The sequence below is a fragment of the Klenkia taihuensis genome (assembly GCF_900112525.1).
Lineage (GTDB): Bacteria > Actinomycetota > Actinomycetes > Mycobacteriales > Geodermatophilaceae > Klenkia > Klenkia taihuensis.
Genome location: NZ_FOMD01000005.1, coordinates 15,750 through 41,206, shown reverse-complemented (window position 1 = coordinate 41,206; position 25,457 = coordinate 15,750). Strand labels below are relative to the sequence as shown.

At 71.1% G+C, this 25,457-nt stretch carries 23 protein-coding genes and 2 pseudogenes; 10 read left to right on the top strand and 15 right to left on the bottom strand.

Going from position 1 to position 25,457, the window contains the following annotated elements; genetic code table 11:
* Positions 1-38: 38 nt before the first annotated feature.
* A complete protein-coding gene (locus BM158_RS19240) occupies positions 39-1,409 on the top strand; it encodes an NAD-dependent succinate-semialdehyde dehydrogenase (protein WP_091563496.1) in 1,371 nt (456 codons plus the stop codon).
* 45 nt (positions 1,410-1,454) lie between these two features.
* Here BM158_RS19240 and BM158_RS19235 read toward each other — a convergent pair whose 3' ends face one another.
* The 5 genes from BM158_RS19235 to BM158_RS19215 form a co-directional block, all read right to left on the bottom strand.
* On the bottom strand, positions 1,455-1,955 hold the full coding sequence (locus BM158_RS19235; RefSeq protein WP_091563494.1) for a nuclear transport factor 2 family protein: 501 nt from the start codon (positions 1,953-1,955) through the stop codon (positions 1,455-1,457).
* A complete protein-coding gene (locus BM158_RS19230; protein WP_091563493.1) occupies positions 1,952-3,127 on the bottom strand; it encodes a CaiB/BaiF CoA transferase family protein in 1,176 nt (391 codons plus the stop codon). Before BM158_RS19230 ends, BM158_RS19235 begins: the two co-directional genes overlap by 4 nt.
* Positions 3,128-3,223: 96 nt before the next feature.
* On the bottom strand, positions 3,224-4,270 hold the full coding sequence (locus BM158_RS19225; RefSeq protein WP_091563491.1) for a 2,3-butanediol dehydrogenase: 1,047 nt from the start codon (positions 4,268-4,270) through the stop codon (positions 3,224-3,226).
* Positions 4,271-4,334: 64 nt separating this feature from the next.
* Positions 4,335-4,673, bottom strand: a complete 339-nt coding sequence (locus BM158_RS19220) for a hypothetical protein (protein ID WP_091563489.1) — start codon at positions 4,671-4,673, stop codon at positions 4,335-4,337.
* 69 nt (positions 4,674-4,742) lie between these two features.
* Entirely contained in the window at positions 4,743-5,906 is a 1,164-nt protein-coding gene (locus BM158_RS19215) for an LLM class flavin-dependent oxidoreductase (RefSeq protein ID WP_091563488.1), read from the bottom strand.
* 232 nt (positions 5,907-6,138) lie between these two features.
* Between BM158_RS19215 and BM158_RS19210 the strand changes: the two genes are divergently transcribed.
* Entirely contained in the window at positions 6,139-6,639 is a 501-nt protein-coding gene (locus BM158_RS19210) for a flavin reductase family protein (protein ID WP_229827367.1), read from the top strand.
* The gene (locus tag BM158_RS19205; protein ID WP_091563485.1) at positions 6,636-7,868 is read left to right on the top strand and encodes a bifunctional 3,4-dihydroxy-2-butanone-4-phosphate synthase/GTP cyclohydrolase II; all 1,233 of its coding nucleotides are present in this window, start codon (positions 6,636-6,638) and stop codon (positions 7,866-7,868) included. Before BM158_RS19210 ends, BM158_RS19205 begins: the two co-directional genes overlap by 4 nt.
* Positions 7,869-7,898: 30 nt before the next feature.
* On the opposite strand, the gene BM158_RS19200 is transcribed toward BM158_RS19205, so the two are convergent.
* From BM158_RS19200 to BM158_RS19185, 4 genes are all read right to left on the bottom strand, one after another.
* On the bottom strand, positions 7,899-9,647 hold the full coding sequence (locus tag BM158_RS19200) for a sigma-54-dependent Fis family transcriptional regulator (protein ID WP_165629030.1): 1,749 nt from the start codon (positions 9,645-9,647) through the stop codon (positions 7,899-7,901).
* 201 nt (positions 9,648-9,848) lie between these two features.
* A complete protein-coding gene (locus tag BM158_RS19195; protein WP_091563482.1) occupies positions 9,849-11,084 on the bottom strand; it encodes a thiolase family protein in 1,236 nt (411 codons plus the stop codon).
* Positions 11,085-11,116: 32 nt separating this feature from the next.
* Positions 11,117-12,220, bottom strand: coding sequence for a mandelate racemase/muconate lactonizing enzyme family protein (locus BM158_RS19190; RefSeq protein ID WP_091563481.1), 1,104 nt, complete (start codon positions 12,218-12,220; stop codon positions 11,117-11,119).
* A 44-nt stretch (positions 12,221-12,264) separates the two neighbouring features.
* Positions 12,265-13,188 carry a LysR family transcriptional regulator gene (locus BM158_RS19185; RefSeq protein WP_091563479.1) on the bottom strand — a complete coding sequence of 308 codons (924 nt, stop codon included), beginning with the start codon at positions 13,186-13,188 and terminating at the stop codon, positions 12,265-12,267.
* A gap of 73 nt (positions 13,189-13,261) precedes the next feature.
* Between BM158_RS19185 and BM158_RS19180 the strand changes: the two genes are divergently transcribed.
* Positions 13,262-14,344, top strand: a complete 1,083-nt coding sequence (locus tag BM158_RS19180) for a cyclase family protein (RefSeq protein ID WP_091563477.1) — start codon at positions 13,262-13,264, stop codon at positions 14,342-14,344.
* A 9-nt stretch (positions 14,345-14,353) separates the two neighbouring features.
* Entirely contained in the window at positions 14,354-15,058 is a 705-nt protein-coding gene (locus BM158_RS19175) for an SDR family oxidoreductase (protein WP_091563474.1), read from the top strand.
* Here the strand turns inward: BM158_RS19175 and BM158_RS19170 are convergent.
* Positions 15,016-15,339, bottom strand: coding sequence for a muconolactone Delta-isomerase (locus tag BM158_RS19170; RefSeq protein WP_207506796.1), 324 nt, complete (start codon positions 15,337-15,339; stop codon positions 15,016-15,018). The two genes, BM158_RS19175 and BM158_RS19170, sit on opposite strands and share 43 nt — an antisense overlap.
* A gap of 11 nt (positions 15,340-15,350) precedes the next feature.
* Complete coding sequence (locus BM158_RS19165; RefSeq protein WP_091563470.1) at positions 15,351-16,253, bottom strand: dioxygenase family protein; 903 nt, start codon at positions 16,251-16,253, stop codon at positions 15,351-15,353.
* 233 nt (positions 16,254-16,486) lie between these two features.
* Between BM158_RS19165 and BM158_RS19160 the strand changes: the two genes are divergently transcribed.
* The 4 genes and pseudogenes from BM158_RS19160 to BM158_RS22565 all read left to right on the top strand — a co-directional run bounded on the left by BM158_RS19160 (position 16,487) and on the right by BM158_RS22565 (position 20,676).
* On the top strand, positions 16,487-17,626 hold the full coding sequence (locus BM158_RS19160; protein ID WP_091563468.1) for a mandelate racemase/muconate lactonizing enzyme family protein: 1,140 nt from the start codon (positions 16,487-16,489) through the stop codon (positions 17,624-17,626).
* A 134-nt stretch (positions 17,627-17,760) separates the two neighbouring features.
* Positions 17,761-18,660 carry a hypothetical protein gene (locus BM158_RS19155; protein ID WP_131802080.1) on the top strand — a complete coding sequence of 300 codons (900 nt, stop codon included), beginning with the start codon at positions 17,761-17,763 and terminating at the stop codon, positions 18,658-18,660.
* Positions 18,661-18,737: 77 nt separating this feature from the next.
* Positions 18,738-19,916, top strand: coding sequence for an AlbA family DNA-binding domain-containing protein (locus BM158_RS19150; protein ID WP_091563464.1), 1,179 nt, complete (start codon positions 18,738-18,740; stop codon positions 19,914-19,916).
* 106 nt (positions 19,917-20,022) lie between these two features.
* A pseudogene (locus BM158_RS22565) lies at positions 20,023-20,676 on the top strand (aldo/keto reductase).
* A 190-nt stretch (positions 20,677-20,866) separates the two neighbouring features.
* Here the strand turns inward: BM158_RS22565 and BM158_RS19135 are convergent.
* The 4 genes and pseudogenes from BM158_RS19135 to BM158_RS19120 form a co-directional block, all read right to left on the bottom strand.
* A complete protein-coding gene (locus BM158_RS19135; RefSeq protein ID WP_091563458.1) occupies positions 20,867-21,910 on the bottom strand; it encodes a zinc-dependent alcohol dehydrogenase family protein in 1,044 nt (347 codons plus the stop codon).
* A gap of 47 nt (positions 21,911-21,957) precedes the next feature.
* Positions 21,958-22,454: pseudogene (locus BM158_RS22885) on the bottom strand (cyclophilin-like fold protein).
* Between the two features lie 124 nt (positions 22,455-22,578).
* The gene (locus BM158_RS19125) at positions 22,579-22,986 is read right to left on the bottom strand and encodes a (R)-mandelonitrile lyase (protein ID WP_091563454.1); all 408 of its coding nucleotides are present in this window, start codon (positions 22,984-22,986) and stop codon (positions 22,579-22,581) included.
* Positions 22,987-22,997: 11 nt separating this feature from the next.
* Positions 22,998-24,266 carry a multidrug effflux MFS transporter gene (locus BM158_RS19120; RefSeq protein WP_091563451.1) on the bottom strand — a complete coding sequence of 423 codons (1,269 nt, stop codon included), beginning with the start codon at positions 24,264-24,266 and terminating at the stop codon, positions 22,998-23,000.
* Between the two features lie 232 nt (positions 24,267-24,498).
* Between BM158_RS19120 and BM158_RS19115 the strand changes: the two genes are divergently transcribed.
* The gene (locus BM158_RS19115) at positions 24,499-25,392 is read left to right on the top strand and encodes a helix-turn-helix transcriptional regulator (RefSeq protein WP_207506794.1); all 894 of its coding nucleotides are present in this window, start codon (positions 24,499-24,501) and stop codon (positions 25,390-25,392) included.
* The last annotated feature ends 65 nt before the right edge of the window (positions 25,393-25,457 follow it).

The window sequence follows — 25,457 nt, the reverse complement described above, 5'->3', positions numbered from 1 at the left end:
CCCCACCCCGACCGACCGCCACCGGATTGGAAGACCGAATGAGCCAGTACGCCACCGTCAACCCCGCCACCGGGGAGACCGTGCAGTCCTTCCCGACCACGACCGACGAGCAGGTGGCCGACGTCCTCGTGCGCTCCGACGCCGCCTACCGTTCATGGCGGCGCGCGCCCCTGGCCGACCGGGCGGCGGTGCTGCAGAAGGTCGCCAATCTCTACCGCGAGCGCGTCGAGGAGCTCGCTGCGCTGACGACGCTGGAGATGGGCAAGCCGCTCGCCGAGGCCCGCGGGGAGGTGGGGCTGGCCGCGGCCATCTACGAGTACTACGCCACCAAGGGCCCGGCCCACCTCGGGGACGAGGAGCTAGAGATCGCCGGCACCGGGACCGCCGTCGTCCGCACGGAGCCGCTGGGCGCGCTGATCGGGATCATGCCGTGGAACTTTCCCTGGTACCAGGTGGCCCGGTTCGCCGGCCCGAACCTGCTGCTAGGCAACAGCATCGTGCTCAAGCACGCACCCAACTGCCCGCAGCAGGCGCTGGCGATGGAGCAGCTGTTCCGCGACGCGGGCCTGCCGGCCGACGTCTACGTGAACGTGTTCGCGACCAACGAGCAAGTGGCGGACATGATCGCCAGCCCGCTCGTGCACGGTGTCTCCCTGACCGGCTCCGAGCGTGCCGGGGCCGCGGTGGGCGAGGTCGCCGGCCGGCACCTGAAGAAGTACGTCCTAGAGCTGGGCGGGTCGGACCCTTTCCTCGTCCTCGCCGACGCGGACGTCGAATCGGCCGTCGGTGCCGCGGTCGCGGGTCGGATGTTCAACGGCGGGCAGGCCTGCACCTCCTCGAAGCGGTTCATCGTGCACACGGACCTGTACGAGGACTTCGTCGCGGGCCTGTCGGCCGGGGTGGGAAGCTGGACCATGGGCGACCCCACCGATGCCGGCAGCAAGATGGGCCCGCTGTCGTCTGCCCAGGCGCGCGACGACCTCGCCGCCCAGGTGCGGGACGCCGTCGAGCGGGGGGCAACCGTGCGCACCGGCGGGGTACCCGAGCGAACGGCGGGTGCGTGGTTCCCGGGCACGGTCCTCACCGACGTCACGCCGGACATGCGGGCCTACCGGGAGGAGCTGTTCGGGCCGGTGGCCGTGGTCCACCGCGTCGGGTCGACGGAGGAGGCAGTCGCGCTGGCCAACGACTCGGCCTACGGGCTGGGTGCCTCGGTGTTCACCACCGACGACGACACGGCGCAGCGGGTCGCGGAGGAGCTCGAGACCGGCATGGTGTGGATCAACTCAACCAGCAAGAGCGCGCCGGACCTGCCCTTCGGCGGGGTGAAGCGGTCCGGGGTCGGGCGGGAACTGGGGCGCTTCGGCCTGGAGGAGTTCTGCAACAAGAAGCTGGTCCGCCGCGTCTGAGGTCCATGCCGTCGGCCCCGGGCAGTGCCCGGGGCCGACGACAGCTCAGACCTCGCGGTCGACGGGTGTCGCCGCGCTGGCCGCGGACGCGAAACCGAAGGAGTGGTGGTCCCATCCGTCGGCCAGCGGGCCCCAGTAGGAGAAGCGCACCTGCTTCTCCTTCAACAGCCATCCGCTGTCGGTGCGGACGACGCGGTCGCGGTACCGGCCGGCCGAGACCTGGGGAACGCCGTTGATGACGCAGGGCTGCCACAGCAGCGACCGGACGGTGGCGGTGTCGCCGTGCAGCGCGATCTCGTAGTTGGAGACGTGGTGCCACAGCACGGTCAGCCCGTTGCCGGCGAGGCCGGCGAAGAAGTCGCGCACCGCAGCACGCCCCTCGACCCGGGACAACCCGTCGAAGGCGCCGTCCACGGTGAAGCAGTCGCCGAGCCGGTCCCACTGACGTTCGTCGAGGTAGCGGCAGTACCGGGCGTCCAGCTCGCGGATGGCCTCGCGGTCCTCGAGGGCCCGCAGCCGGGCCGCGAGGTCGGGGGTCGAGCTCATCGGGTCTCCTCCGTGGTGGTCAGCCAGGTGCGCAGGTCGGCGCCGTGCTCGTCGAGGCGGGGTGGTGGCAGGCGGTAGTCGACAGCATCGGCCGAGAACGTGATCGGGTTCCGCACGGACGGGATGCCCTCCACCAGGACGACCGGGTCGAGACCCACCTCCTCGGCGAAGGCCACGCCCTGGTCGACGGTGTTGATCGGCCCGCACGGAACCCCGACGCCGATCAGAGTGCGGAACCAGTCCTGCTTGCCGCGGGTGCGCAGCCGCTCCACCAGCAGCGGTCGCAGCTCGTCGCGGTTCGCGGTGCGGTCCTCGTTGCGGGCGAAGCGGGCGTCGTCGGCGAGCTCCGGCACCCCGAGGGCCTCGACCAGCTTGCGGAACTGGCCGTTGTTGCCGGCGGTGATGATCAGTTCCCCGTCGGCGCACTGCAGCGGTTCGTAGGGGAACAACGAGGGGTGACTGTTGCCCATCCGGAAGGGCACCACCTGCCCGGCGACGGCGGCCGATGTCTGGTTGACCATGCCGGACAGCGCGGAGGACAGGAGGTTGACCTCGATGTGCTGTCCGCGGCCTGTCTCGTGGCGGGCGTTCAGGGCGGCCAGGACGCCGATCGTCGCGTGCAGCCCGGCCATGACGTCGAACACGGCAACCCCGGCCCGGTACGGCTCGCCGTCGGTGGGACCGGTGAGGCTCATCAACCCGGAGATGGCTTGCACGATGAGGTCGTACCCGGGCAGCTTCTCCCCGCCGGGTCCGCTGCCGAACCCGGAGATGGATGCGTAGACGACGCCGGGGTTCGTCGCGGCGACGGCGTCGAAGTCCAGTCCGAACCGTCGGAGCCCGCCAGGCTTGAAGTTCTCCACGACCACGTCGGCGCGCCGCGCCAGCTCGTGGGCGACGGTGCGGTCCGCCTGGTCGGTGAGGTCCAGGGCGATGGACCTCTTGTTCCGGTTGATGCCCAGGTAGTAGGTGGACACGTCGTCCCCGTCGACCGGGCGGACCGGCGGGGCCCACGTCCGGGTGTCGTCACCGCCGGGACCCTCGACCTTGACCACCTCGGCGCCGAGGTCGGCCAGCATCATGGTGGCGTAGGGCCCGGCGAGGATCCGGGAGAAGTCGGCGACCAGCAGGCCGGCGAGGGGACCCGACGGTCCGGGTCGGGGTGCTGTCACAGGGCGCTCCGGTCTGGGGTGGTGGTCGGTCGACACGCGGCCGCCCCGGGGTGCGCAAGCACCCCGGGGCGGACCGGGTGGTGGGGGAGGGGCGGATCAGCGGCTCGGGTCCACCAGGACCTTCATCTTCTGGCCGGCGTGCAGGGCCTCGAAGCCCTCGGTGACGAGGTCGTCCATGGCGATGGTCTCCAGCCAGCCCGTGGTGTCGTAGTGGCCGGCCGCCATGAGCTCGATCACCGCGCGGTAGTCGTCAGCGGTGTAGCAGAGCGTGCCCTGGATGCGGGCCTCGCGGAGTACGAGCTGGATGAGTGGGGTCTCCAGGGGCTTCTCGTAGATAGCAACGCTGACCATCGTGCGGGCGGCGCCCAGGCAGGCGAGGGCGGTCTGCACCGAGGCGGTGACGCCTGCGGCGTCGTAGGCCGCCGTCACCCCGTTGCCTCCGGTGTGCTCGGCGATGAAGGCAGGGATGTCGACCGACGTCGGGTCGATGGTCTTGGCCCCCAGTCGCTCGATCGACTCACGCCGGACGGGGGAGGGTTCGACCACGAAGACGTCGTCGATGCCCTGGCCCTTGAGGGCGAACCACAGGCCGATGCCGATGGGGCCGGCCCCGAAGACCAGGGCGGTCCCGGACGGGTCGGGGTCACCCAGCTTGACGGCGTGGTAGGCCACAGCCATGGGTTCGGTGAGCGCACCGAGCTCCAGCGACACCGAGTCGGGGAGCTTGAAGGCCATACCCTCGTCCACCACGGTCGTCTCGGCCATGCCGCCGTCGGTCGAGAGCCCGTGGAAGCCGACCTTGGCGCACACGTTCGGCCGGCCGCCCTGGCAGGCCAGGCACTCGCCGCAGGAGTAGACGGGGAGCACGGTGACCCGGTCCCCGACGACCAGCGAGGTGACCTCGGAGCCGACCTCGGTGACGGTGCCGGAGAACTCGTGGCCCAGGACGACGGGCAGCGCCTCCCCGGTGAGGGGGTGCGGCTCGGTGGGCACGAAGATGGGGCCGGCGTAGTACTCGTGCAGATCGGTGCCGCAGATGCCGTTGAAGGCGACCTTCAGCCTGACCTGACCGGGACCGACGGGCCGCTCCGCCACGTCGGTGATCGCGACCTGCTTGGGGCCGCTGTAGACGACTGCACGCATGGTGTTCCTCTTCTCGGCGACGCCGCCTGCGTTGGCGACGCGGTCCTGGGGCGGGCAGCAGGGCTCAGCCGGTGGGGCCGGTGCCCTCGCTGGTGGTGCAGTGGGCGCGGACGGCGGTGCCGTCGGGCGACGTCCACCCGGACGTGCGGGCGTAGGCGAGCATCCCGTCGAGACCGGCGGTCCAGTCCGGGTCGGCCGCGCGGTCACCCGCGAGCTGGGTGAGGGCCTCGATGCGGACGAAGACGTGCTCGCCGTCGGGCGTGGCCCATCCGAGCTGCTCGGGTACCTCGTCGGCTCGCAAGGGTAGGGAGTCCGAGGTGGGGACGACGACGGAGAACTTGGTGAACACATCGGCGTGTTCCAGCCGGGTGCTGCCGTCGGTCGGGTCAAGGGCGATCTGCATGCACGGACCTCCGGTCCTGACGGAGGGGCGGGGTCGCGCAGGCGCCACCCCGCCCCTCGGTGCGGGAGGTCAGGCCTGCGAGCCGGACTTCTCGGAGGCGTGCCGCTCGGTAGCCGCGGCGATGGCCGCGCCCTGTCGGCCGTCCAGCTCGTCCCAGCGGCTGCGGGCCCACTGCTCGGCCCCGGTGAGCCGGTCCGCGCTGCCCTGGAAGCGGGGCATCACGTGGTCGGCGAACAGCTCGAAGCTGTTCAGGTTGTCCTTGTGGCGCGCCCACTCGTGCGCGATCAGCAGGTAGGAACCGAAGCCGCCGGACTGCTTCTCCAGCCGCTCGATCTGCGCGATGGCCATGTCCGGCGTGCCGATGACACCCAGGCCGGACTCGTTCACCCACTCGACGCGCTCCTCGAAGGACTTGCCCGCCGCGCGGAAGTGCGGGGCAGCCAGCACGTCCTGGGTGTAGTCGCACCAGGCGTCGAGGCCGTAGCGGACCTGCTCGATCGCCTCCTCCTTGGTCTCGGCCAGGTGCATCGGACCGGCCAGGCGCCACTTGGTGCGGTCGGCCTTGTGGCCGAACTGGGGGGCCCGCTCCTCCATGACGTCCCAGTGCAGGGCGAGGGCATCGAACCCGCCCGCGGCGGTGGCGCCGACCGAGATCAGGTGCGCGCCGTTCTTGGACGCCGCACGCGGCCCGGTCGGGCTGGCGATGGCCGCGACCGCGATGTCGAAGTCGCTGTAGGGGGCGTACTGGGTGCGTGCGTCCTTGAGTCGGTAGCGGTTGGTCTCCTTGGTGACCGACTCGCCGCGCAGCAGCGCCATGAGGACGTCGAAGTCCTCCTCCATCGCGCCGCGCTGCTCCTCGAGGGAGATGCCAATCATGTCGGCGTCGGTCGGCAGCGCACCGGGGCCGATGCCCAGCATGAAGCGGCCGCGCAGCAGCCGGTCGGCGAACAGTGCACGGTCGGCCACCCAGAGCGGGTTGTGGTAGGGCAGCGACGTCACACCGGTACCGAGCTTGATGTGCTTGGTCAGGTTCGCCATGTACATGATGAACATGAACGGGTCGGGGATCAGCTCGGTGCCGCACGAGTGGTGCTCACCGATCCACGCCTCGTCGAAGCCCAGGCGGTCCATGTGCTGGATGAGCGCGACGTCCCGCTCGTAGGCGGTGGACGGGTTCTGCCCCGTGCCCGGGGGGTGGAACGGGGCCATGAACGTGCCGAACTTGAGGGCCATGAGTGCTCCTTTGCATCCCGGGGGTCCGTGACCCCTGTCGGTGAGCACAGTCACACGGTGCGCGGGGCCCGAGGTGTTCCGATGTGGAACAGCGAGGTCGCCGCGCTGACGAGGGGTATGTGCCGGATCGGAACAACTGTGCGCACGTGGTCCGTGTCACGGTCGTCCGGACAGCGGTCAGCTGTCGGCCCGGTGCAGCCGCCGGGTGCACCTCGAAGTGGAGGTAGGGAACGTGTCCGATCTGCCCGAACGGTTCCGAGAGGTCATGGCCGGCGTCGCCACGCCCGTGTCGGTCATCACCGCGATGAGCGGCACGGACGGCGAGGGCCTCCCGCACGGGACGACGGTGTCGGCGTTCGCCTCGCTCTCCATGACCCCGCCGATGGTGCTGGTGTCCCTGGACCGGGGTTCGGACCTGCTGGCCCTGGTTCGGGACACCGGCCGCTTCGGCGTCAACGTGCTCGGCTCCACGCAGTCGGCCCTGGCCCTGGCCTTCGCCACGAAGGGCGGGACGAGCAAGTTCAACGGCGTCCGTTGGGAGATCGACCACGGGCTGCCCCGCCTCCCCGGAGCGCCGGGCTGGCTAGCCTGCGACGTGGAGTCGCTGGTCGACGGCGGCGACCACGTCGTGGCCCTGGGGCTCGTGGTCGCCGCGGACACCGTCGAGGGACTGCCCCTGACCTACCACTCCCGGGTGTTCGGCACCCATGCTGCGTTGGAGGCCTCCCGATGACCCGTCGTACGCCCACCGAGGCCGTGCAGACCGCCGTCGCAGCGCTGGCCGCCGGCGGCATGGTGATCGTGGTCGACGACGAGGACCGCGAGAACGAGGGCGACCTGATCGTCGCCGCCGAGCTCTGCACCTCGGAGCAGATGGCCTTCGTCGTCCGGCACACCACCGGGATCGTCTGCGCCCCGATGCCGGAGGCGCGGGCCCGGGAGCTGCAGCTGCCGTTGATGGTCACCGAGAACACCGACAACCACGGCACGGCGTTCACCGTCACCGTCGACCACCTCGGCACGTCGACGGGGGTCTCGGCGGCAGACCGCGCGCTCACCGTCCGCTCGCTGGCCTCGGCGCCCGCGTCCGAGTTCCGCCGCCCGGGGCACGTGTTCCCGCTCATCGCCCGTGAGGGGGGCGTGCTGGTGCGGGCCGGGCACACCGAGGCCGCCGTGGACCTCACCACGATGGCCGGCCTGTCCGGGGTTGGGGTGATCGGGGAGATCGTGGACGAGGACGGCTCCATGCGCGCCGGCCGGTCCCTCACCGACTTCGCCACCGCGCACGACCTTCCGGTGCTGGCGATCGCGGACTTGGTGCGGCACCGCCGGGCCACCGAGCGCCTCGTCGAGGTCGTCGGGACCTCGTCGATGCCGACCGAGTTCGGGGACTTCCGGGCCACTGCCTACCGCAACACCCTCGACGGCACCGAGCACCTGGCGCTGGTCATGGGCGACCTGGCCGCGGCCTCCCGCACCGAGGCCGGTGCGCTGGTGCGGGTGCACTCGGAGTGCCTGACCGGGGACATCCTGGGCTCGCTGCGGTGCGACTGCGGCGGCCAGCTGGAGACCGCGCTGGCCACGATCGCCGCCGAGGGCGTTGGGGCGGTGGTCTACCTGCGCGGGCACGAGGGCCGCGGCATCGGCCTGGGCCACAAGATCCGCGCCTACGCCCTGCAGGAGCAGGGCCTGGACACCGTGGACGCCAACACCGCCCAGGGCCTGCCGGTGGACTCCCGCTCCTACGGCGTCGGCGCGCAGATCCTCGGGGACCTCGGCGCCACCCGGATCCGGCTGATCACCAACAACCCGGCCAAGTACGGCGGCCTAGAGGGCTACGGCCTCACCATCACCGGCCGGGTGCACCTGCCCACCGCGGAGACCCCGCACAACGTGCGGTACCTGCGCACGAAGCGGGAGCGCATGGGCCACGCGCTCCCGGAGAGCGGGCTGGCCACGTAGGTGGGCATCGGCTCCTGACCCGGACGAGGGTCAGGAGCCGATGCGCATCTGCTGCATCTTGCGGTAGAGGGTGGTGCGCCCGATGCCCAGCAGGTCCGCGGCGCGGCTGCGGTTCCCGCCGCAGGACTGCAGGGCGCTGACGATGGCCTGCCGCTCGGCCGACTCCATCAGGCTCACCGAGCGGGCCGGGGTGGCCTGCTGCAGGCGCGGGGGGAGGTCGGCCTGGCTAATGGGGCGACCGGGCGAACGCCGGACGAGGTCGTCGACCAGCGAGCGGAGTTCGGCGACGTTGCCCGGCCAGGACCACCGCAGAAGGCACTGGAGGGCATCCGAGGACAGCTGCGGGCGCTGTCCGGGAAGGGCTGCGCGCTCCAGCAGCTCCTGGACGAGCCCGGCGATGCGGGTGGGGTCCTCGGCGAGGCCGGGCACCCGGAGCACCGGGGCGATAGCAGACACCAGCAGGCCCACGTGGTCCGGCGCGGCGTCCCGGTCGACGGTCAGGACCAGCCGCAGTGACGAGCGGGCCGCAGCGGTCCGGGCCAATGCCCGCACCCGGTTGACGTCCTGGGCGTGCAGGTCCTCGAGGTGCTGCAGGACCACCCCACGGCCGGTCCCCAGCGCGTCGTGGACGCGGTCGGCCCACTCCGTCCCCCGACCGGTGCGGAACGATGACACGTCCAGCACCAGGCTGTCGGCGCCCAGGAGACCCAGGGCCCTGGTCAGCTTGCCGGTACCGGGCCCCCCGTCGATGACCAGCGTTCTCCGGTCGTCGACGAGGGCGTCCACCTCGTCGTCCCCGGTCGTCGGCGCGCCGTGCGCCGCGATGGGGCTGGCCGGTCGTGACGGACCGGCGGACCGCAGCGGCCGGCGCTCGGGCAGGGCGTCCGGGGCCGGGCCGGCCGGCAGCAACCGAACACACCACGCCCGCTGCTGGCCGCGCGCACCGTCGACGGCCTCGACGAGGCCCAGCCGCCAACCCCCGGAGACCGGCAGCCTCACCGGCCCGGTGAGCACGGCGGGGTCCAGCTGCTCGAGGTGGCGCCAGAGAAGGGCATGGCTGGTGGAGTCCAGGTGGGGCACGCCCACCGTGTTGGCGAACACCGTGCGTTCGGTGAGCACGAGCACGGGGTCGCGGGAGCTGTTCTCGGCCATCAGGTACGCCCGGATCAGCGACTGCTCCCGGGCGCTCATCATCGTCGTCAGGTTGGACTCGATCTGTCGACCGACGTCCGTGGTGAGCCCGTACATGAGGGGACTGGCGTCCCGCGACGCGCAAGCGATCGAGAAGGTGCCGAGCAGCCGACGGGTGAACGGCTCGAAGATGGGTGTGGCCGCGCAAGTCACCTCTTCGAGCAGGTCGCTGAAGTGCTCGGCGCCGTGCACCAGCACCGGCTGGCGCTCCACCAGAACCGTGCCCATCCCGTTGGTGCCGACCGAGACCTCGGAGAAGTCGAAGCCCTCCGCGGCGGAGGCGTTGTCGAGCACCCGGCGGTGGCCGTGCTCCTCGGCCTTGCGCAGCAGAATCTGACCGCGGTCGTTGCTCACGAACAGACCCACCCGCAGCCCGCCGAGGTGCTCGCTCATGCGGTCGACCACGGGGGCAGCGGCATCGCGCAGGGCCTGCGTCATCGACGAGACGTCGCTGTGGTCGAGCTCGGTCCGGGCGGTCGGGACCGAGTCGGCGATGCACCGGCGCCAGCTGCGCTCGATCATCGGCCGCAGCGATCCGGCGGCCGGTGCCGGCGCCAGCAGGCCGCGCGACAGCATGTCGTCGCGCACCGAGCGGAGCGATTCCGGATCGGTCGGCAGCGTCGCCGGCCAGTTCGTCGGGCCCACCTGCTCCTCCACTCCGGGCCCGGGCGTCATCGCTCGGAGACCCTGTCGTCCAGCAATGCGACGCTAGTCACACCGGGTCGCAGTGAGAAGTACTGATCCCGCAACATTGCAGTCGCTGCCGGTATCAATCCGACGAGCTGGGCGTCAGACCCGCTCCACCAGCATCGACACGCCCTGGCCGACGCCGACGCACAGCGTGGCCAGGCCGCGGCGACCGCCCTCGCGCTCCAGCCGGCCGACCAGGGTGACCAGGATGCGGGCGCCGGAGCAGCCCAGCGGGTGACCGAGGGCGATCGCGCCGCCGTCGGCGTTGGTGATCTCCTCGTCGATGCCCAGCCGGCGCAGCACGCCCAGGGACTGCGCGGCGAAGGCCTCGTTGAGCTCGACGGCGTCCAGGTCGCCGACGGTCCAGCCGGCCTTGGCCAGCGCCTTCTCCGTCGCCGGGACCGGGCCCAGGCCCATCACGTTGGGCGCGACCCCGGCGGAGGCGGAGACCACGATGCGGGCGCGGGGGGTGAGCCCGTGCCGCTGGACGGCCTCGGCGGAGGCCAGCACGAGGGCGGCGGCGCCGTCGGACAGCGGGGAGCTGTTCCCGGCGGTGACGATGCCGCCGGCGCGGAAGACCGGCTTGAGCTTCCCGAGGGACTCCATCGACGACCCCGGGCGCGGGCCCTCGTCGCGGGAGACGGTGACCGTCTCCTTCCGGCCCGCCACCTCGACCGGGACGATCTCGGCGTCGAACCGGCCGGCCTCCTGCGCGGCGACGGCGCGGGTGTGGCTGCGGACGGCGAAGGTGTCGCACTCGTCGCGGGTCAGCCCGTCGAGCGCGGCGATCTCCTCGGCGGTCTCGCCCATCGACAGCGTGACCTTGCGGGTGCGCGGGTCCTCGGGGTGCTCGACGCCGCGGTCGTGCGCGGCGAAGGTGGGGTTGATGAACCGCCAGCCCAGCGAGGTGTCTACCACCTCGCCCGGGCGGGCCCAGGGGGTGCCCGGCTTGGCCATCACCCACGGGGCGCGGGTCATGGACTCCACGCCGCCGGCGATGGCCAGGTCCAGCTCGCCGGACCGGATCGCCGCGGCGGCCGAGGCGGTGGCGGTCAGGCCCGAGGCGCACAGCCGGTTGGTGGTGAAGCCGGGCACGGTGTCGGGCAGGCCGGCCAGCAGCACCGCCATGCGGGCGACGTCGCGGTTGTCCTCGCCGGCCTGGTTGGCCGCGCCGAGCACGACCTCCTCGACGGCGTCGGCCGGCGCACCGGAGCGGCGCAGGGCCTCCCCGACCACGAGCGCGGCCAGGTCGTCGGGTCGCACACCGGCCAGCGCACCCCCGTACTTCCCCTGCGGTGTGCGCACCCCGTCGACCAGGTAGACCTCGGACGCCATCGTCACTCCTCCACGTCAGCCATCGATCGGCACTACCGGTCGTCCCGGTAGTGCCGCAGCTTGTCCTCGTCGACCTCGAAGCCGATGCCGGCCCCGGGCCGGACGGCCATCCGCCCGCGCTCGATCCGCAGCGGTTCGGTCAGCAGGTCGTCGGCCATGTCCAGGAAGTTGGACAGCTCGGCCGCGTAGCGGGAGGTCGAGCGCAGCGCCGCACCGAAGGCCAGGGCGCAAGCGCTGCCGACCTGCCCGTCGATCTGGTTGCCGATGACGACCTCCGCCCCGATCCCCTCGGCGAGGTACGCGATCCGCAGCGAGTCGGAGAACCCGGTGCGGGCGGTCTTGAGGCTGATCGCGGTGGCCGAACCGGCCAGGAGCTCGCGGGTGACGTCCGCCGGGGTCGGCACGCTCTCGTCCGCGACGAAGGGCACGTCGCACCGCTCCACCAGCCAGCGCCGGCCCAGCACGTCGTCGGCGGGGCACAGCTCCTCCACGCGGCTGAGCCCGACGTCAGCAAGCCTGCGCAGTGCGTCGGCCGACTCCGACGAGGTCCACCCGCGGTTGCCGTCGAGGTAGAGCTCGACGTCGGGCCCCAGCTCCTCGCGCAGGGCCCGGCAGACGGCGACGTCGTCGTGGATGGGGCGGCGGCCCACCTTGACCTTGAACGACGTGATGCCGAACTCGGCGCGGATGCGCGCCGCCTCGGCCGCCATCACGTCGGGGTCATCGAACCCGACCATGTGGCTGACCTGCAGGCCGTCGGTGAAGCCGCCCAGCAGCCGGTGCACCGGCTGGCCGACCGTCTTGCCCCAGGCGTCCCACATGGCCATGTCGACGGCGGCCTTCGCGGTGGGGTTGCCGACGGTCCGGACCATGCGGGCGCGGGCTAGCTCGCGGTCCAGCACGGACAACCCGGTCACGGCGGGGGCGAACAGGTCCCGGACGACCGCGACGATCGAGGCCTGCGTCTCCCCGTAGGTGTAGGGCCTCGGTGGCGCCTCGGCGTTGCCGACGACCCCGTCGGAGGTCACGACCTGCACGAGCACGTGGTCGGCGACGTCGACCTGCCCGCTGGCGAACCGCAGGGGCTTCTTGTACGGGATGGAGAAGGGGATCGCGCGCACGGCCTCGATCTGCACGGCGACGACGCTACGGACGCCGACGTGGGTCGTCCAAGACCGATTCAGGCCCCATCCATACCGCTGGCGTCCGGATCGGGGGTCGGCAGTGCCGTCAGCCCGACCTGCAGGACCGCGCGCAGGCTGGGGGAGTCGTCGTCGGTCCGCCAGGCCAGCGCGGCGTGCATCCGGTCGTCGGCCAGCCCAATGACGGGCCGGTAGACCAGGCCCACGGTCTGTGCCTGGCTGACCGAGCTGAGCGTGATGGTCACCCCGGCGCCGGCGGCGACCAGGGCGAGGACGGTGCTGGAATCCGGGGCGCGCTGCACGATGCGGGGCCGGAACCCCGCTTCGACGCAGGCGCTGATCATCCGGGCCTGCAGCATGGAGCCCTGGTCGTCGCGCAGAGCCACGAAGTCGTCGTCCACCAGGTCACCGAGGTTGATCGCCTCCTGCCCCGCGAGCCGGTGCCCCTCGGGGAGGGCGCACAGCAGGCGCTCGACCTCTACTACCCGGTGGCTCAGTCCCCGGCGGCCGACGGGCAACCGCACGAAGGCCAGGTCCAGTTCGCCGGAGGTGAGCATCTCGAACGCGCTGTAGACGTAGGTCTGGGACCGCAGCACGAGCTCGATGCCTGGATGAGCTCGGCGAACGGCGCTGGTCAGCCGGGGCAGCGACCGCTGGCTGGAGGCGCCGGCGAAGCCGATGCGCACCCGCCCGAGGTCGCCGGCCGCCAGCGCCTGCGCCGTCTCGGTGACTGCGTCGAACCCACGCAGTGCGCTGCGCACAGCGGGCAGCAGCCGTTCACCGGCATCTGTCAGCCGGCAGCTCCGGGTACTGCGCTCGAACAGGTCGAGGCCGGTCTCGCGTTCCATCCGCCGGATCCGGCTGGACAGCGGGGGCTGGGCCATGTGCAGCCGCTCGGCCGCCCGGCCGAAGTGCAGCTCTTCCGCCACGGCGAGGAACGCCTGGAGATCGCGCAGGTCCACGAGGTCCTCGATCCATAGCCTGGAGAGATCAATGGTGAGCCTATTCGTCCTGGACCCGAGGGCGGTCCCGTGGATGACTGCATCCGTGCACCGATGGCGACGCCGGCCGGCCGGCTCCACGTGGGGGGACTTCGGGCCCGACGACGTGCTCGGCCGGTTGAACACCATGGGCGCCGGCCAGGTGCTGCGCGGCGTGGCCGAGGTCCGCGACGGGGTGGTCTTCAGCCTGTCGCTGCCGTTGGACCACCCCGGTGGGACGTCGTTGAACCCCAACCGCCTGCCGCCTCTCGTTCGGCCCACCCTCCGCGCGGGTGCGGTGAACTTCCACTGCGCGATGTCCCGTGCGCTCCCGGGCGCGGACGACCTGGTCAGCGACGACCTGGTGGTGCTGCACACGCAGTACTCCACGCAATGGGACGCCTTCGGGCACGCCGGTGCGTTCTTCGACGCCGACGGTGACGGGGTCGCCGAGCCCGTCTACTACAACGGTTGGCGCGCCGGGGCCGACGTCCGCGGTCCGGGCCCGGAGGACGTCACCCGAGCGGGGATCGCGAGCCTGGCCGACGTGTCCGGTGCCGAGGCCGGGGAGGCATCGACATCCCACGCAGGGCCGGTCGGCATCGAGCACATGGCCGCGCACGGGGTTCAGGGCCGAGCGGTCCTGGTCGACCTCGCCGCCCACTTCGGGACGGCACGGACGATCGTCGGCCGTGCCGAGCTGGATACCGTGCTCGCCGCTGACTCGGTCGTCGTCGAACCGGGGGACGTCGTCGTCCTGCACACCGGCTTCGCCGACGCCCTGCTGGACTGCGGCGGGACGCCCACTCCCGAGGTCCTGGGGTCCGGCGCCGTGCTGGACGGCGGCGACCGCGACCTGCGCGACTGGGTGCGGGACAGCGGTGTGGCCGCCCTGGCCGCGGACAACTACGCCGTCGAGGCGTTCCCACCGGGGCGTGCCCTTCGGGACGAGCCCGCGCTGCCCCTGCACCGCCTGTGCCTGTTCGAGCTCGGCATCCACCTGGGGGAGCTCTGGCACGTCGGACCGCTCGCGGCGCACCTGCGGTCGCAGGGTCGTTCCCGGTTCCTGCTGACCGCGCCACCGCTGCGCCTGCCCGGTGCCACCGGCTCGCCGGTGACACCCATCGCGACCGTCTGAGGAGCTGTCATGGATGCACGACTGCTGGTGACCGGGGGCGCCTCGGGGATCGGCCGCGCCGTGGTCGACGCGGGGCTCGCCCACGGGTGGGACGTCGTGGTGCTCGACCGCCAGCCCGCGGACGCGGTGCGCACCGTGCTCGCCGACCTCGCCGACCCGGCCTCGGCCGCGGACGCGCTGGCCGAGGTCCTCGACGACGGGCCGGTCACCCGGCTGGTGAACAACGTGGGTGCCGTCTTCCCCGCTCGGTTGGAGGACCAGGCACTCGACCAGGTGGACAGCTCCTTCGCGCTGAACCTGCGGTGCGCCGTCCAGTGCACGCAGGCCGTGCTGCCCGGCATGCGGGCGGCCGGCTTCGGTCGGGTGGTCAACATGTCCTCCCGGGCCGCCCTCGGCAAGGCCGAGCGCACTGCCTACGCTGCGGCCAAGGCCGGGTTGCTCGGCCTGACCCGCGTTTGGGCGCTCGAGCTGGGGCCCGCGGGGGTGACCGTCAACGCGGTGGGCCCAGGCCCCATCGCCACGCCGCTGTTCGAGGCCGCCAACGACGAGCAGACCACCCGGGCCATCGTCGACGCGGTCCCGGTCCGTCGGATGGGCACCCCGGAGGACGTCGCGCACGCGGTCGACTTCTTCCTGGCCGACCAGGCCGGCTTCGTGACCGGCCAGGTCCTCTACGTGTGCGGAGGTCTCACCGTCGGCTCCGCGACGGTCTGACCGGCGCGCTGCGTCGAGGGGTGCTCGGTGAGGGCGGTGACCTCCACCCGCATGAACGGGAACAGTGGCAGGGACCACAACAGGTCGTGCAGCTCGCCGGTGTCCTGCACGTCGAAGACCGAGATGTTGGAGTACGCACCGACCACCCGCCACAGGTGGACCCAGATGCCGTGCTCCTGCAGCTGCAGCGCCCGCGCCTTCTCCCTGGCCACCAACCGGTCGCGTTCAGCGGGGTCGAGGTCGCGGGGGATGGCGACGTCCATTCGGACGTGGAACAACACCCGGGCCCCCGTCAGGCCGTCTCGAGCACGAAGTCGTACGTGACCTCGCGCCGACCGTCCCCGACGTCCTCCGGGTCCAGGATGAGCTCGGGCTTGGTGGCCTCGGCGACGTCGGAGTCCAGGTACTCACCACCGGCGAAGTACAGCTGCGTGGTCACCGCGCGGTGACCCGGTGCGGACACCAGCAGGTGCAGATGCGCCGGACGCCACGGGTGCCAGCCTGCCGCGGAGATCAGTGCGCCGGTAGGGCCGTCGGTGGGGACCTGGTAGGGCGCAGGCTGGATGGTGCTGATCTCGAAGCGGCCCTCGGCGTCCGCGCTCACGACGGCGCGGAGGTTCCCCGCGGGGATCCCCGGCGCGAACCCGGAGTAGTAGCCCTGCTCGTCGGCCTGCCAGATGTCGAGTTTCGCACCCGGGACGGCGGCACCGTCCGTGTCGGTCACCCGGCCCCGGAACAGCAGCGGGGTGCCCGCCTGGTCGGGTCGAGCTGGAAGAGAGGCCGGGGACGCGAGCTGCACCTGGTCGGGGAGGTAGTAGGGCCCGAGGATGGTGCCCACGGTGCCGGTCTGGGTGCGGGCGGCCACCTCCTCGACGGCGTGCTCGACGAAGACGTCGAGGAACAGGGGCCACTCGCCACCCTCCCCGACGTCCATGAGCCACCTCTTGGCCGCCTGAAACTCGGGGTAGGTGACCTCGTGCTCCCGGATGACCTGGTGCACGGCCCCCAGAAGCGCCCGGGCGAGGGCGTCGACCCGCGCGGTGTCGGCGCCGGCCCCGCTGCCGCTGTACTGGCCGGTCGTGCGGAAGGACGAGCTGGCCGACGCGCCCGAGTCCGCGGCGGTGGGGGAGAGCGCCGTCGGGCCGGTGCTCAAGTCGACCGCCGCCTGCTCGCGGGCGTCGTCGGTGGTGGTCATGGGTGCTCTCCTGTTCCCCGGGACCGGTGCATGTCTGGATGCCCGCACGGCTCCGCCAGTGTGTCGGGGGCCACTGTTCTCCCGCTCGGCGCAGTCGGGTTGTTCCAGATCGGAACACTCAGCGAATGGGCATGGTGGCCACTTGATGGGTCCACCGCGCTGGTGGACGGCCCCGCTGACGGGCAGCTCGTAGTTGTTGGTTGCGGCGCAGCAGACCATTGGAGGATCCACCCGTGAAGATCGTTGACGTCATCGCGTTCCCGACCACGTTCGAGCTCGCTCCCGACGAACGGGTGACGCTCGGCGTCGGCACCGCCATCAAGCGGGATGCCGTCGTCGTCAAGGTGCTGACGGACGACGGCCTGGTCGGGTACGGCGAGGCGCACCACGGCCGGGCCCCCGGGGCAGTCGCCCACCTCGTCAGCACCACGATCCGCGGACTTGTCCTGGGCTCGGACCCGCTGGACGTCGTTGGCATCTGGCAGACGGTGTACCGCCGGCAGCTGGCCAGCCACGGCATGGGCGCCGCCGCGTCGATGGCCCTCAGCGGCGTGGACATGGCCCTGTGGGACATCCGCGGCAAGGCCGCTGGGATGCCGCTGTGCGTGCTGCTCGGCGGCCGGCCGAAGCCCGTGCCCGCCTACGCCGGCGGCATCGCGCTCGGCTTCCAGCCCGTGGAGGACCTCCTCGCCGAGGTCGACCCGCTGTTGAGTACCGGTTTCCGTGCACTGAAGCTACGGGTCGGCGACCGCCCATCCGCGGACATCGCCCGGGTCGCCGGAGTCCGGGAGTCGGTCGGGGACGGCATCGACGTGCTGACCGATGCCAACACCGGCTACGACCTGGCCGACGTCCGGGCCGTCGCGCCGCACTTCGAGGCAGCGGGCGTCGGGTGGTTGGAGGAGCCGTTCCCGCCCCACGACCACCGCTCCTACCGGGCGGCTGCGGAGCTGACGTCAGTGCCTCTGGCAGCGGGGGAGAACCACTTCACCCGGTTCGAGTTCCACCGAGTTGTCGAGGACCGCGCGGTCTCCATCCTGCAGCCGGACCTGTCCAAAACCGGTGGGGTCACGGAGGTCATGCGGATCGCCGCCATGGCGTCGGCCTGGAAGGTGCCGGTGCACCCGCACACGTCGATGACCGGGCTGAACATGGCCGCCACCGTCCATGTCCTGGCGGCCATCGACAACGGCGGCTACTTCGAGGCCGACGTCTCCCGCCGCAACCCCTTCCGCGACGAGCTCGTCTCCACCCCGTACGAGGTGTCCGGGGACGGCACCGTCACGCCGCGCATCGAGCCCGGCCTCGGAGTGGAGGTGGACGAGGACTTCCTCCGGGCACATCCGCTGATCGACGGTCCGAGCTACGTCTGAAATTTAACTCCCAGCGTGACGCCCGTGGAGCCGTGGCAACCGGGCGGCGCTCCGAGCAGCGGAGGGGCGCCTCAGAACTACACAACTCGACTTGTTGCGTGACCATTGTCGGAGGCGCGTGGGAAAGTCGCACCATGGACAGTTTCGAGGAAGCGGGCAGCCAGCTCCGCAACCTAGCCAACGCGTTTTACGAGTTGGTGATGAAGGACTACGGGCCGCCGTGGGCGGCCAGTAGCCGTGTCCTTCGGGAAGTCCAGGAGAACCCGTACTACCGGGGCCGCTGGGGAACGCGGCCGGTGCAGGACGCGACCATGTCGGCGCATGCGGCCCTCGTACTTGCTCACGACCATCTCGTAGGAATGGCTCATTTGTTCTCGGCCAAGCACACGCTCACCACGCCGGTGACACTTGCGCGAACAGTCATGGTTGCGGCCGCGCGGGCGTATTGGCAGTTTGACCCTGGCATCACCGTGCGGGAACGGGTTCGCCGCGCGATGAATGTGCAATTGGCCTCCTACCAGGAGCGCGACAATTTGTTGGGTCCTGCGCAGTCGCAGGCGCGCGACAAACTGGTGAGCCAAGTACTGGCGATCACACAGACTGCTGCGCGGCACGGCTTCACGGTCATGACTGATAGACCTAGGTACGGACAGCTGGCGCCATTGAGGTTCCTTGACGCCAAGCTGCCGCATGAGATGAAGATGGTGCACGAGATGCTGGCCGACGACGAAAGCGACGAGCTCGGTCGCACGGTCTATCGAGTTGCATCGGCAGTCGTCCACGCGCAACCCCACACCTTGGGCCTTCTCAACTTTCAGCGGAACGGGAGGCCCGTGGACGGCGTGGGTGCGGCGGAGATGTCCGTGAGCTTGCAAGCCCTGACGACTTATACCGGCGGCGCGGTCCTCGGCGTCTACAACTCCGCCGGTCGTGCACTTGATCATGCTGGACTGGCCACCAGGGCGTGGGAGCGCGCAGCACTACCCGTCCTCCGCAAGTGGGGCGAAACGATGAACCGGTTGCCGCATGCCTAGCCAGAAGAACCGCAGTCCTCAAGGCCGACGAATACTACTTCTCGGTCCGACGGTGACGCGGATTAGTAGGTACTGTCGTGAGCGCTGAGCCGTCTCGTTTCCAGCACATCAGCCCAGTCGCACAGAGGATTCTTCACGCTGGAGAGTCGGGTCTGTTCGAGTTCAAGCGTGAGATTGATGCAGTTACGCCGAATCTGCTCGCGGCTATCGCCAATACGGTCGCGCTGACGGAAGACACGGTCGACGCCCAGCTATTGGTCGGGGTGGAAGAGGTCGAAGACCCCTCGACTGGCGTGGTCATCGGGCAACCGTGCGGCCTGCCGAGAGGTGTGGACAAAGCCGTTGCGCGCGTCCTGGATGTGACCAGCAAGACCCGACCCATCCCTGTCGACGTGTTCGTCGTGGAGGAGGGGGTGGCAACGGACCATCCATTTCTTCGTCTTGTCGTCCGGCCAACCCAACCACCGCACTACGACGACCAGGGGCGTCGCCAGGTACGTCAGGGTCGATCGACCAGGGCGTTGACCGACGACGAGATGCTTCGCGTCTATCTCGACCGAGAAGCAGGCACCTTTGCTGTCCGGTTCCAACAGACCACGACACTGCTTCAGTCCGCGGTCGGAGTGCTGCAAGGACAGGTGGACGCAATTGGCACGCAGATCGACAAGTCGATTGCACAGCCGATCATTGCTCTGGTCGATAGCACCGAATCCGCGGCAGCAGCTGCGTCCCGAGCAGCATCCTCCGCGGACGACGCGACGTCAGCTGCGGACAACGCTGGTTACGAGGTCGAGCAGGTCCAACAACTGGTGCGGGATCTCTCCGACGTGGTCGCGCGCATCGAGAACGACACCGCGCCCAGCCTGGCGAGCCGCGTCGCGCGGCGACGGCGGAAGGTGTGGTGGGCGTTCTCACTCGACACCTTCGAGTCCTCGTCCTCCAGAGCCGTCCAGCTCGCAAAACGGCTAGAGCTTCTGCTCAGACGAGATATCGACCTTGACCCGGCGGCCAACAGCTGGGAACTGGCGTTGTGGGGCGACGTCTTGGATCGACGAGCAGCCCGACATAGACAGACCGGCAGTCAACGATGGTGGACGGCAGAGATCGCCGAGGCCGCGGAGTACATAGTGACCCCCGCCTACGCTCCGCCAGATCTGCCTGATCTGCGGTCGGCGCTGCACGCCGACCTGGATCACGAGGCAGATGATCCCGCGAGCATCACACGTCGGTTCGAGAGTTTGATGGACGAGGAATAGGTCGTAGATGCTGGTGGGGGCGCATGTGCTCAGGCCCCCTGCTGGACGGTGATCAGGATGCGATTGCGCGTCCAAATTCGGACTGGCCGGCGGTCAGCACTCCGAGATGTGCCAGCATCGGCAGCCGAGGAACCAGCAGACGACGCCCGACGCGGAGTGCGGGCAGATCACCGTTGGCCATCGCTCGCTCGCCGTCAGCACCGCCCGCGACTTGGGCCTGGCGGTGCCGGTGACGCTGCAGCCCCAGTACAGCCTGGTCTCCCGCGAGATCGAGTACGAGATCGTGCCGGCTGCGCTGCACAACGGCCTGGGTCTTCTGCCCTGGTCCCCGCTGGCGTCGGGGTTCCTCAGCGGCAAGTACCGCAAGGGCCAGCAGGCCGGAACCGACACCCGCGCCGGGGCCGGCAACCCAATGAACGAGCACATCTTCAGCGACCTCGCCGCCAAGGACTAGAACTGGGCCACCCTGGACGTCGTACGGGAAGTCGCTGCGGCACACGACGTCACCCCGGGCCAGGTCGCTTACAGCTGGGTGACGAACCGGCCCGGCGTGACCGCCCCGATCATCGGTGCGCGCACGCTCGACCAGCTCGAGCAGAACCTCGTCGCCGGTGACCTGACTCTGAGCGTCGAGGAGACCGCCCGTCTCGACGAGGTCAGCGCCCCCACCCCCAACGACTACCCGTACGGGCCGTTCGGCACCAAGCAGCGCGAGCGCTACCTGGACTCCAGCGACCAAGCCATCGGCGAGGTGTTTTGAGTCCACCGCGGCCGCCGACCCATGGGCCGGCGGCCGCGGTGGACCCACGTGATCCCCGTCGTGTCACAAGCCCCCGTATGCGGTCCTGCGGAAACCGGCTCACAACCCGGACCACAACCTTCTCCGACTCGGGTCATCCCGGGTGGCTTGTTTGCCGTGCCCGCCGCTCGGGCGGGCACGGCATTTGGGTTCAGGGGCGGAGGAGGACCTTGAGGTTGCGGCGCTCGTCCATGGCGCGGTAGCCGTCGGCGGCCTGGTCGAGCCCGAGCTTGGTGTCGAAGACGCGGCCAGGCTGCACGGTGCCGTCCAGGATGGCGGGCAGGAGCTGCTCGATGTAGGCGCGCACGGGGGCCGGGCCGCCGGTGAGGGTGACGTTCTTGCCGAACAGGCTGGCGAAGCCGACTGGGGCGTCCTCGTACTGCGGGACCCCGACGCGGCTGATGGTGCCGCCGGGGCGGACGATGCCGTAGGCCTGCTCGTAGGCGGGCAGGTGGCCGACGGCTTCGAGGACGACGTGGCTGCCGTGGCCGCCGGTGAGCTCGCGGACGGCGGCGATGCCCTCCTCGCCGCGTTCGGCGACGACGTCGGTGGCGCCGAACTCCCGGCCCAGGTCGGTGCGGGCGGTGTGCCGGCCCATGAGGATGATCTGCTCGGCGCCCAGCTGCTTGGCCGAGAGCACGGCGAGCAGGCCGACGGCGCCGTCGCCGATCACGGTGACGGTGGAGCCGGGGCCGACGCCGCCGCGGACGGCTGCGTGGTGGCCGGTGCCGTAGACGTCGGCGAGGGTGAGCAGCGAGGGGATGAGCGCGGAGTCCGCGGCCACGGGGACCTTGACCACGGTGCCGTCGGCGAGGGGGACGCGGGTGGCTTCTGCCTGCAGGCCGATGTTGGGGTGGCGGCCGTCGTCCCACATGCCGCCGTGCTCGCAGCTGACCTGCAGGCCCTCACGGCAGAACTGGCAGGTGCCGTCGGAGAAGGCGAAGGGGACGACGACCAGGTCCCCCTTGGTGACGGTGGTGACGTCGGAGCCGGTGTCCTCGACGACGCCGATGCCCTCGTGGCCCATGTGCACCGGGCCGCTGGCGGGGTCCATGGAGTGGTAGGGGTGCAGGTCCGAGCCGCAGATGCAGGCGGCGGTGAGCCGCACCAGGGCATCGGTGGGCTGCTCGATCCGGGCGTCGGGGACGTCTTCGACGCGGACGTCGCCGGAGCCGTACATGAGGGTGGCGCGCATGGGGTGTCCTTCGTGTTCTGGTCGGTGCAGGGAATGTCGGGAGGGCGTCAGCCCAGGAGGCTTATTTCGACGGCTGTGTTGTCGGGGAGGGTGGCGAAGGCTGCGGGTCCGTCGTCCAGCCGCGCGAGCAGGTAGAGGTCGCCGGAGTAGGCGTAGTCGCGGTAGTAGACGGCGAGGTTGCCCCAGGGGGCGTAGAGGGCGAGGTCTCCGGCCGTGGGGGTCAGACCGGCCGGGCTGCCTTCGGTGGTCAGCTGCTGAGGTAGGTCGGCGATCTTCTCGGTGCCGTTGAAGTCGCGACGTTGACGGTGAGGGGCAGCAGGTCGGCGAAGGCGGCTGCGGTCGGGGTGTCGGCGAGCGTTGCGGTGATCAACTCACTACCGATGGTCAGGCTGATCTGCACGGTGCCCTCCTGCTGGGTCGTCGAGCCGGTCGTGGTGGGGGTGTCCGGAGGGCTTGATGAAGGCGTCGATGTGGCGGGGGTGCTGCGGGTGGCCGACGACGTCTGCTCGCTGGAGGCGCAGCCGGCTATCAGCGCGGCTGCCATCGCCAGCACGGGCAGACCGCGGACTGCCCGGCCGTGACGTCGCCTGCGGCGGGCGCCCGGGTGGTCAGCGAGGTGAGGCATGGTCGGGTTCTCCCTCCGAGGGCTGCGGGTGTGCGGTGGCCGGTCAGGAGGCCGGGGGAGCGGTGTATTCCTCGTCGGTGACGGGAGTCAGCCAGTGCACGACGGGGTGGTCGTCGTCGGCTTCGTTGATGGCCAGGTGGACCATCAGCCGGTCGGGTGTGGCGCCGTGCCAGTGCTCCTCGTCGGCTTCGAACAGCACCCGGTCCCCGGGGCGGATGACCTCCACGGGGCCGCCGCGGCGCTGGCACAGGCCCACGCCCTCGGTGACGAAGACGGTCTGGGACAGCGGGTGGCGGTGCCAGTGGGTGCGGGCGCCGGGCATGAAGTGCACCAGGTTGGCGGTGACCCGGGAGGGGGCCGGGGCGGCGGCGACGGCGTCGATGTAGACGTCGCCGGTGAACCAGTCGGCGGGGCCCTTGGCGGTGGCGGTGGTGCTGCGGGTGATCTGCACGGGAGGTCCTGTCAGTTGTGGGTGGGTGCGGGTTGAGCAGTGGTGAGCAGGTAGGCCAGGGCGCCCAGGACGGCGCCGGCGGCGGTGACCAGGGCCAGCGGGGTGACCCCGGTGCCGAGGCCGACCAGTGGTGCGGCGATGCCGCCGAAGGCGAAGCGGGCCATGCCGAGGAAGGAGGACGCGGTGCCGGCGATGTGGGGGTAGCCGGTCAGCGCCAGCGAGGTGGCTGGTGGGGTGGTGACAGCGACCCCGCTGACCAGGAACAGCAGCGACACGATGACGGCGACCAGGGGCAGGTCGAGGGCGGCGGTGGCCAGCAGGCCGGCCGCGCCGGCGGCGACCATGCTGACGCCGACGGCCAGCGTGCCGCGCACAGACCACCGCTCGGAGGTCCGGCCGGCGAGGAACCCGAACACCATGAACCCGGCTGAGTTCAGCCCGAAGGCGTAGGAGTAGCCCTGCGGGGACAGCCCGTAGGTGTCCTGCAGCAGGTAGGTGGCCCCGGACAGGTAGGCGAACAGGGCTGCGTTGACGAACCCGGTGAGCAGGACCGCACCGAGGAACACCCGGTCGTGCAGCAGCTGACCCATGTCGGTGAGGGTCTGGGCCAGCCCGCCGGTGGTGCGCTGCTCGGTCGGCAGGGTCTCGCCGAACACGGCCAGGCAGGCCGCCAGGATGACCGCGCCGAGGACGGCGAGGAACAGGAAGATGCCGCGCCAGTCGGTGACTTGGGCCAGCTGCCCGCCGACCAGCGGACCGACGATCGCGGCGAGCCCACCGAGCACGGTGAGCCGGCCGTAGAAGCGCAGCAGGGCGCCACCGGAGTACACGTCGCGGCCGGCGGCCTGGGCGATGACGATGCCGACGCCGCCGGCCAGGCCCTGCACGAACCGGGCCGCCACCAGCGTCTCCACTGTCGGGCTCACCGCGCACAGCAGGGACACCGCGACGTAGGCGGCGACGCCGATGAGCAGTGGTCGGCGGCGGCCGAAGCGGTCGGAGGCGGGGCCGGCGAGCAGCTGCCCGGCGGCCAGGCCGAGCAGGCAGGCGGTGATGGTCAGCTGCGCGGTGGAGGTGGCTGCGCCCAGTTCGGTGGTCAGCGCGGGCAGGACCGGCAGGTACAGGTCCATCGAGATCGGCCCGAACACCGTCAGCAGGGCCAGCACGGTGGCCAGCGCGCGTCCGACCGCCGGGCGGCCACCGGTGGTGGCGGCCAGGGTCGAGCTGGGGAGGTTCGGTGCGGCGCCGGTGCCTTCGGGCGTCGAGGTGGCGGTGCTCATGGTTCCTTCCATGCGCTGTGGCGCCATCGGGGTCACGGGCGCTCCGGGAGCGGGGTGGTGGCCGTGGGCGGGATGGCGTGCACCGGGCTGCGTCGTCCGGTCGGGGCTGGGTCGGTGGCCCAGCTGTGGACTGCTCCAGCAGACCGCGTCCTACGCGTGCGTGGCAGGGCGAGCGAGAGGGGGTACTAGCTCGACCCCCCACCGGTGGGATGGTGGACGTAGCGTCGGATGGGTGGACAACCGCGCGGAGATCCGGGACTTCCTGGCCACCCGGCGCGCCCGCATCAGCCCAGAGCAGGTCGGGCTGCTTCCCGGCGCCGGCCGACGCCGCGTGCCCGGTCTGCGCCGCGAGGAGGTCGCCGTCCTCGCCGGGGTGAGCACCGATTGGTACACCCGGCTGGAGAAGGGGCACATCGCCGGGGTCAGCGAGGACGTGCTCACCGCCGTCGCCCGCGCCCTGCAGCTCGACGACGCCGAGCAGGCCCACCTGTTCGACCTGGCACGGGCTGGCCGTCCGCACCGCGCCCCGGCCCGCCGACGCAAGCCCAAGGCCCACCCACGGGTGCAGTGGATGCTGGACACCATCACCGGTTCCCCGGTCATCGCCCTCAACGGCCGCATGGACATCCTGGCCACCAACGACCTGGGCCGCGCCTTCTACTCACCGGTGCTCGATGATCCCCGGTGGGCCGGCAACATCGCCCGCTTCCAGTTCCTCGACGACCGGGCCCGCGACTTCCACCCCGACTGGTCCGGGGCGGCCAACATCACCGTCGCGCTGCTGCGCACCGAAGCCGGCCGCGACCCGCACAACGAGGACCTCCGCGGCCTCGTCGGCGAGCTCTCGACCCTCAGCACCGAGTTCCGCACCCGCTGGGCAGCCCACGACGTACGCATCCACCGCACCGGCGCCAAGGCCTTCCGCCATCCCGCCGTCGGCCTGCTCGAGGTGCTCTTCCATACCGTCGCCCTGCCCACCGAGGACGGCGACGAGCTGCGGATGACCGTCTACACCGCCGAACCGGGCTCCCCGGCCGAAGACGGACTCAAGCTCCTCGCCAGCTGGGCAGCCACTCGCAAAGTCCCCGCCGACGCAGCCGAAACGGGCGAACCCACTGCACCTTGACCGCTGCGCGACGTGCTGGTGATGAACCAGGTCTTGCTCATGGTGTTACTCCGATGACGGGTCGG

Coding starts and splice junctions, on each gene's coding strand:
- BM158_RS19240 (WP_091563496.1), top strand. CDS start 39: ATGAGCCAGTACGCCACCGTCAACCCCGCCACCGGGGAGACCGTGCAG.
- BM158_RS19235 (WP_091563494.1), bottom strand. CDS start 1,955: ATGAGCTCGACCCCCGACCTCGCGGCCCGGCTGCGGGCCCTCGAGGAC.
- BM158_RS19225 (WP_091563491.1), bottom strand. CDS start 4,270: ATGCGTGCAGTCGTCTACAGCGGCCCCAAGCAGGTCGCGATCACCGAC.
- BM158_RS19220 (WP_091563489.1), bottom strand. CDS start 4,673: ATGCAGATCGCCCTTGACCCGACCGACGGCAGCACCCGGCTGGAACAC.
- BM158_RS19215 (WP_091563488.1), bottom strand. CDS start 5,906: ATGGCCCTCAAGTTCGGCACGTTCATGGCCCCGTTCCACCCCCCGGGC.
- BM158_RS19205 (WP_091563485.1), top strand. CDS start 6,636: ATGACCCGTCGTACGCCCACCGAGGCCGTGCAGACCGCCGTCGCAGCG.
- BM158_RS19195 (WP_091563482.1), bottom strand. CDS start 11,084: ATGGCGTCCGAGGTCTACCTGGTCGACGGGGTGCGCACACCGCAGGGG.
- BM158_RS19180 (WP_091563477.1), top strand. CDS start 13,262: ATGACTGCATCCGTGCACCGATGGCGACGCCGGCCGGCCGGCTCCACG.
- BM158_RS19175 (WP_091563474.1), top strand. CDS start 14,354: ATGGATGCACGACTGCTGGTGACCGGGGGCGCCTCGGGGATCGGCCGC.
- BM158_RS19165 (WP_091563470.1), bottom strand. CDS start 16,253: ATGACCACCACCGACGACGCCCGCGAGCAGGCGGCGGTCGACTTGAGC.
- BM158_RS19155 (WP_131802080.1), top strand. CDS start 17,761: ATGGACAGTTTCGAGGAAGCGGGCAGCCAGCTCCGCAACCTAGCCAAC.
- BM158_RS19135 (WP_091563458.1), bottom strand. CDS start 21,910: ATGCGCGCCACCCTCATGTACGGCTCCGGCGACGTCCGCGTCGAAGAC.
- BM158_RS19120 (WP_091563451.1), bottom strand. CDS start 24,266: ATGAGCACCGCCACCTCGACGCCCGAAGGCACCGGCGCCGCACCGAAC.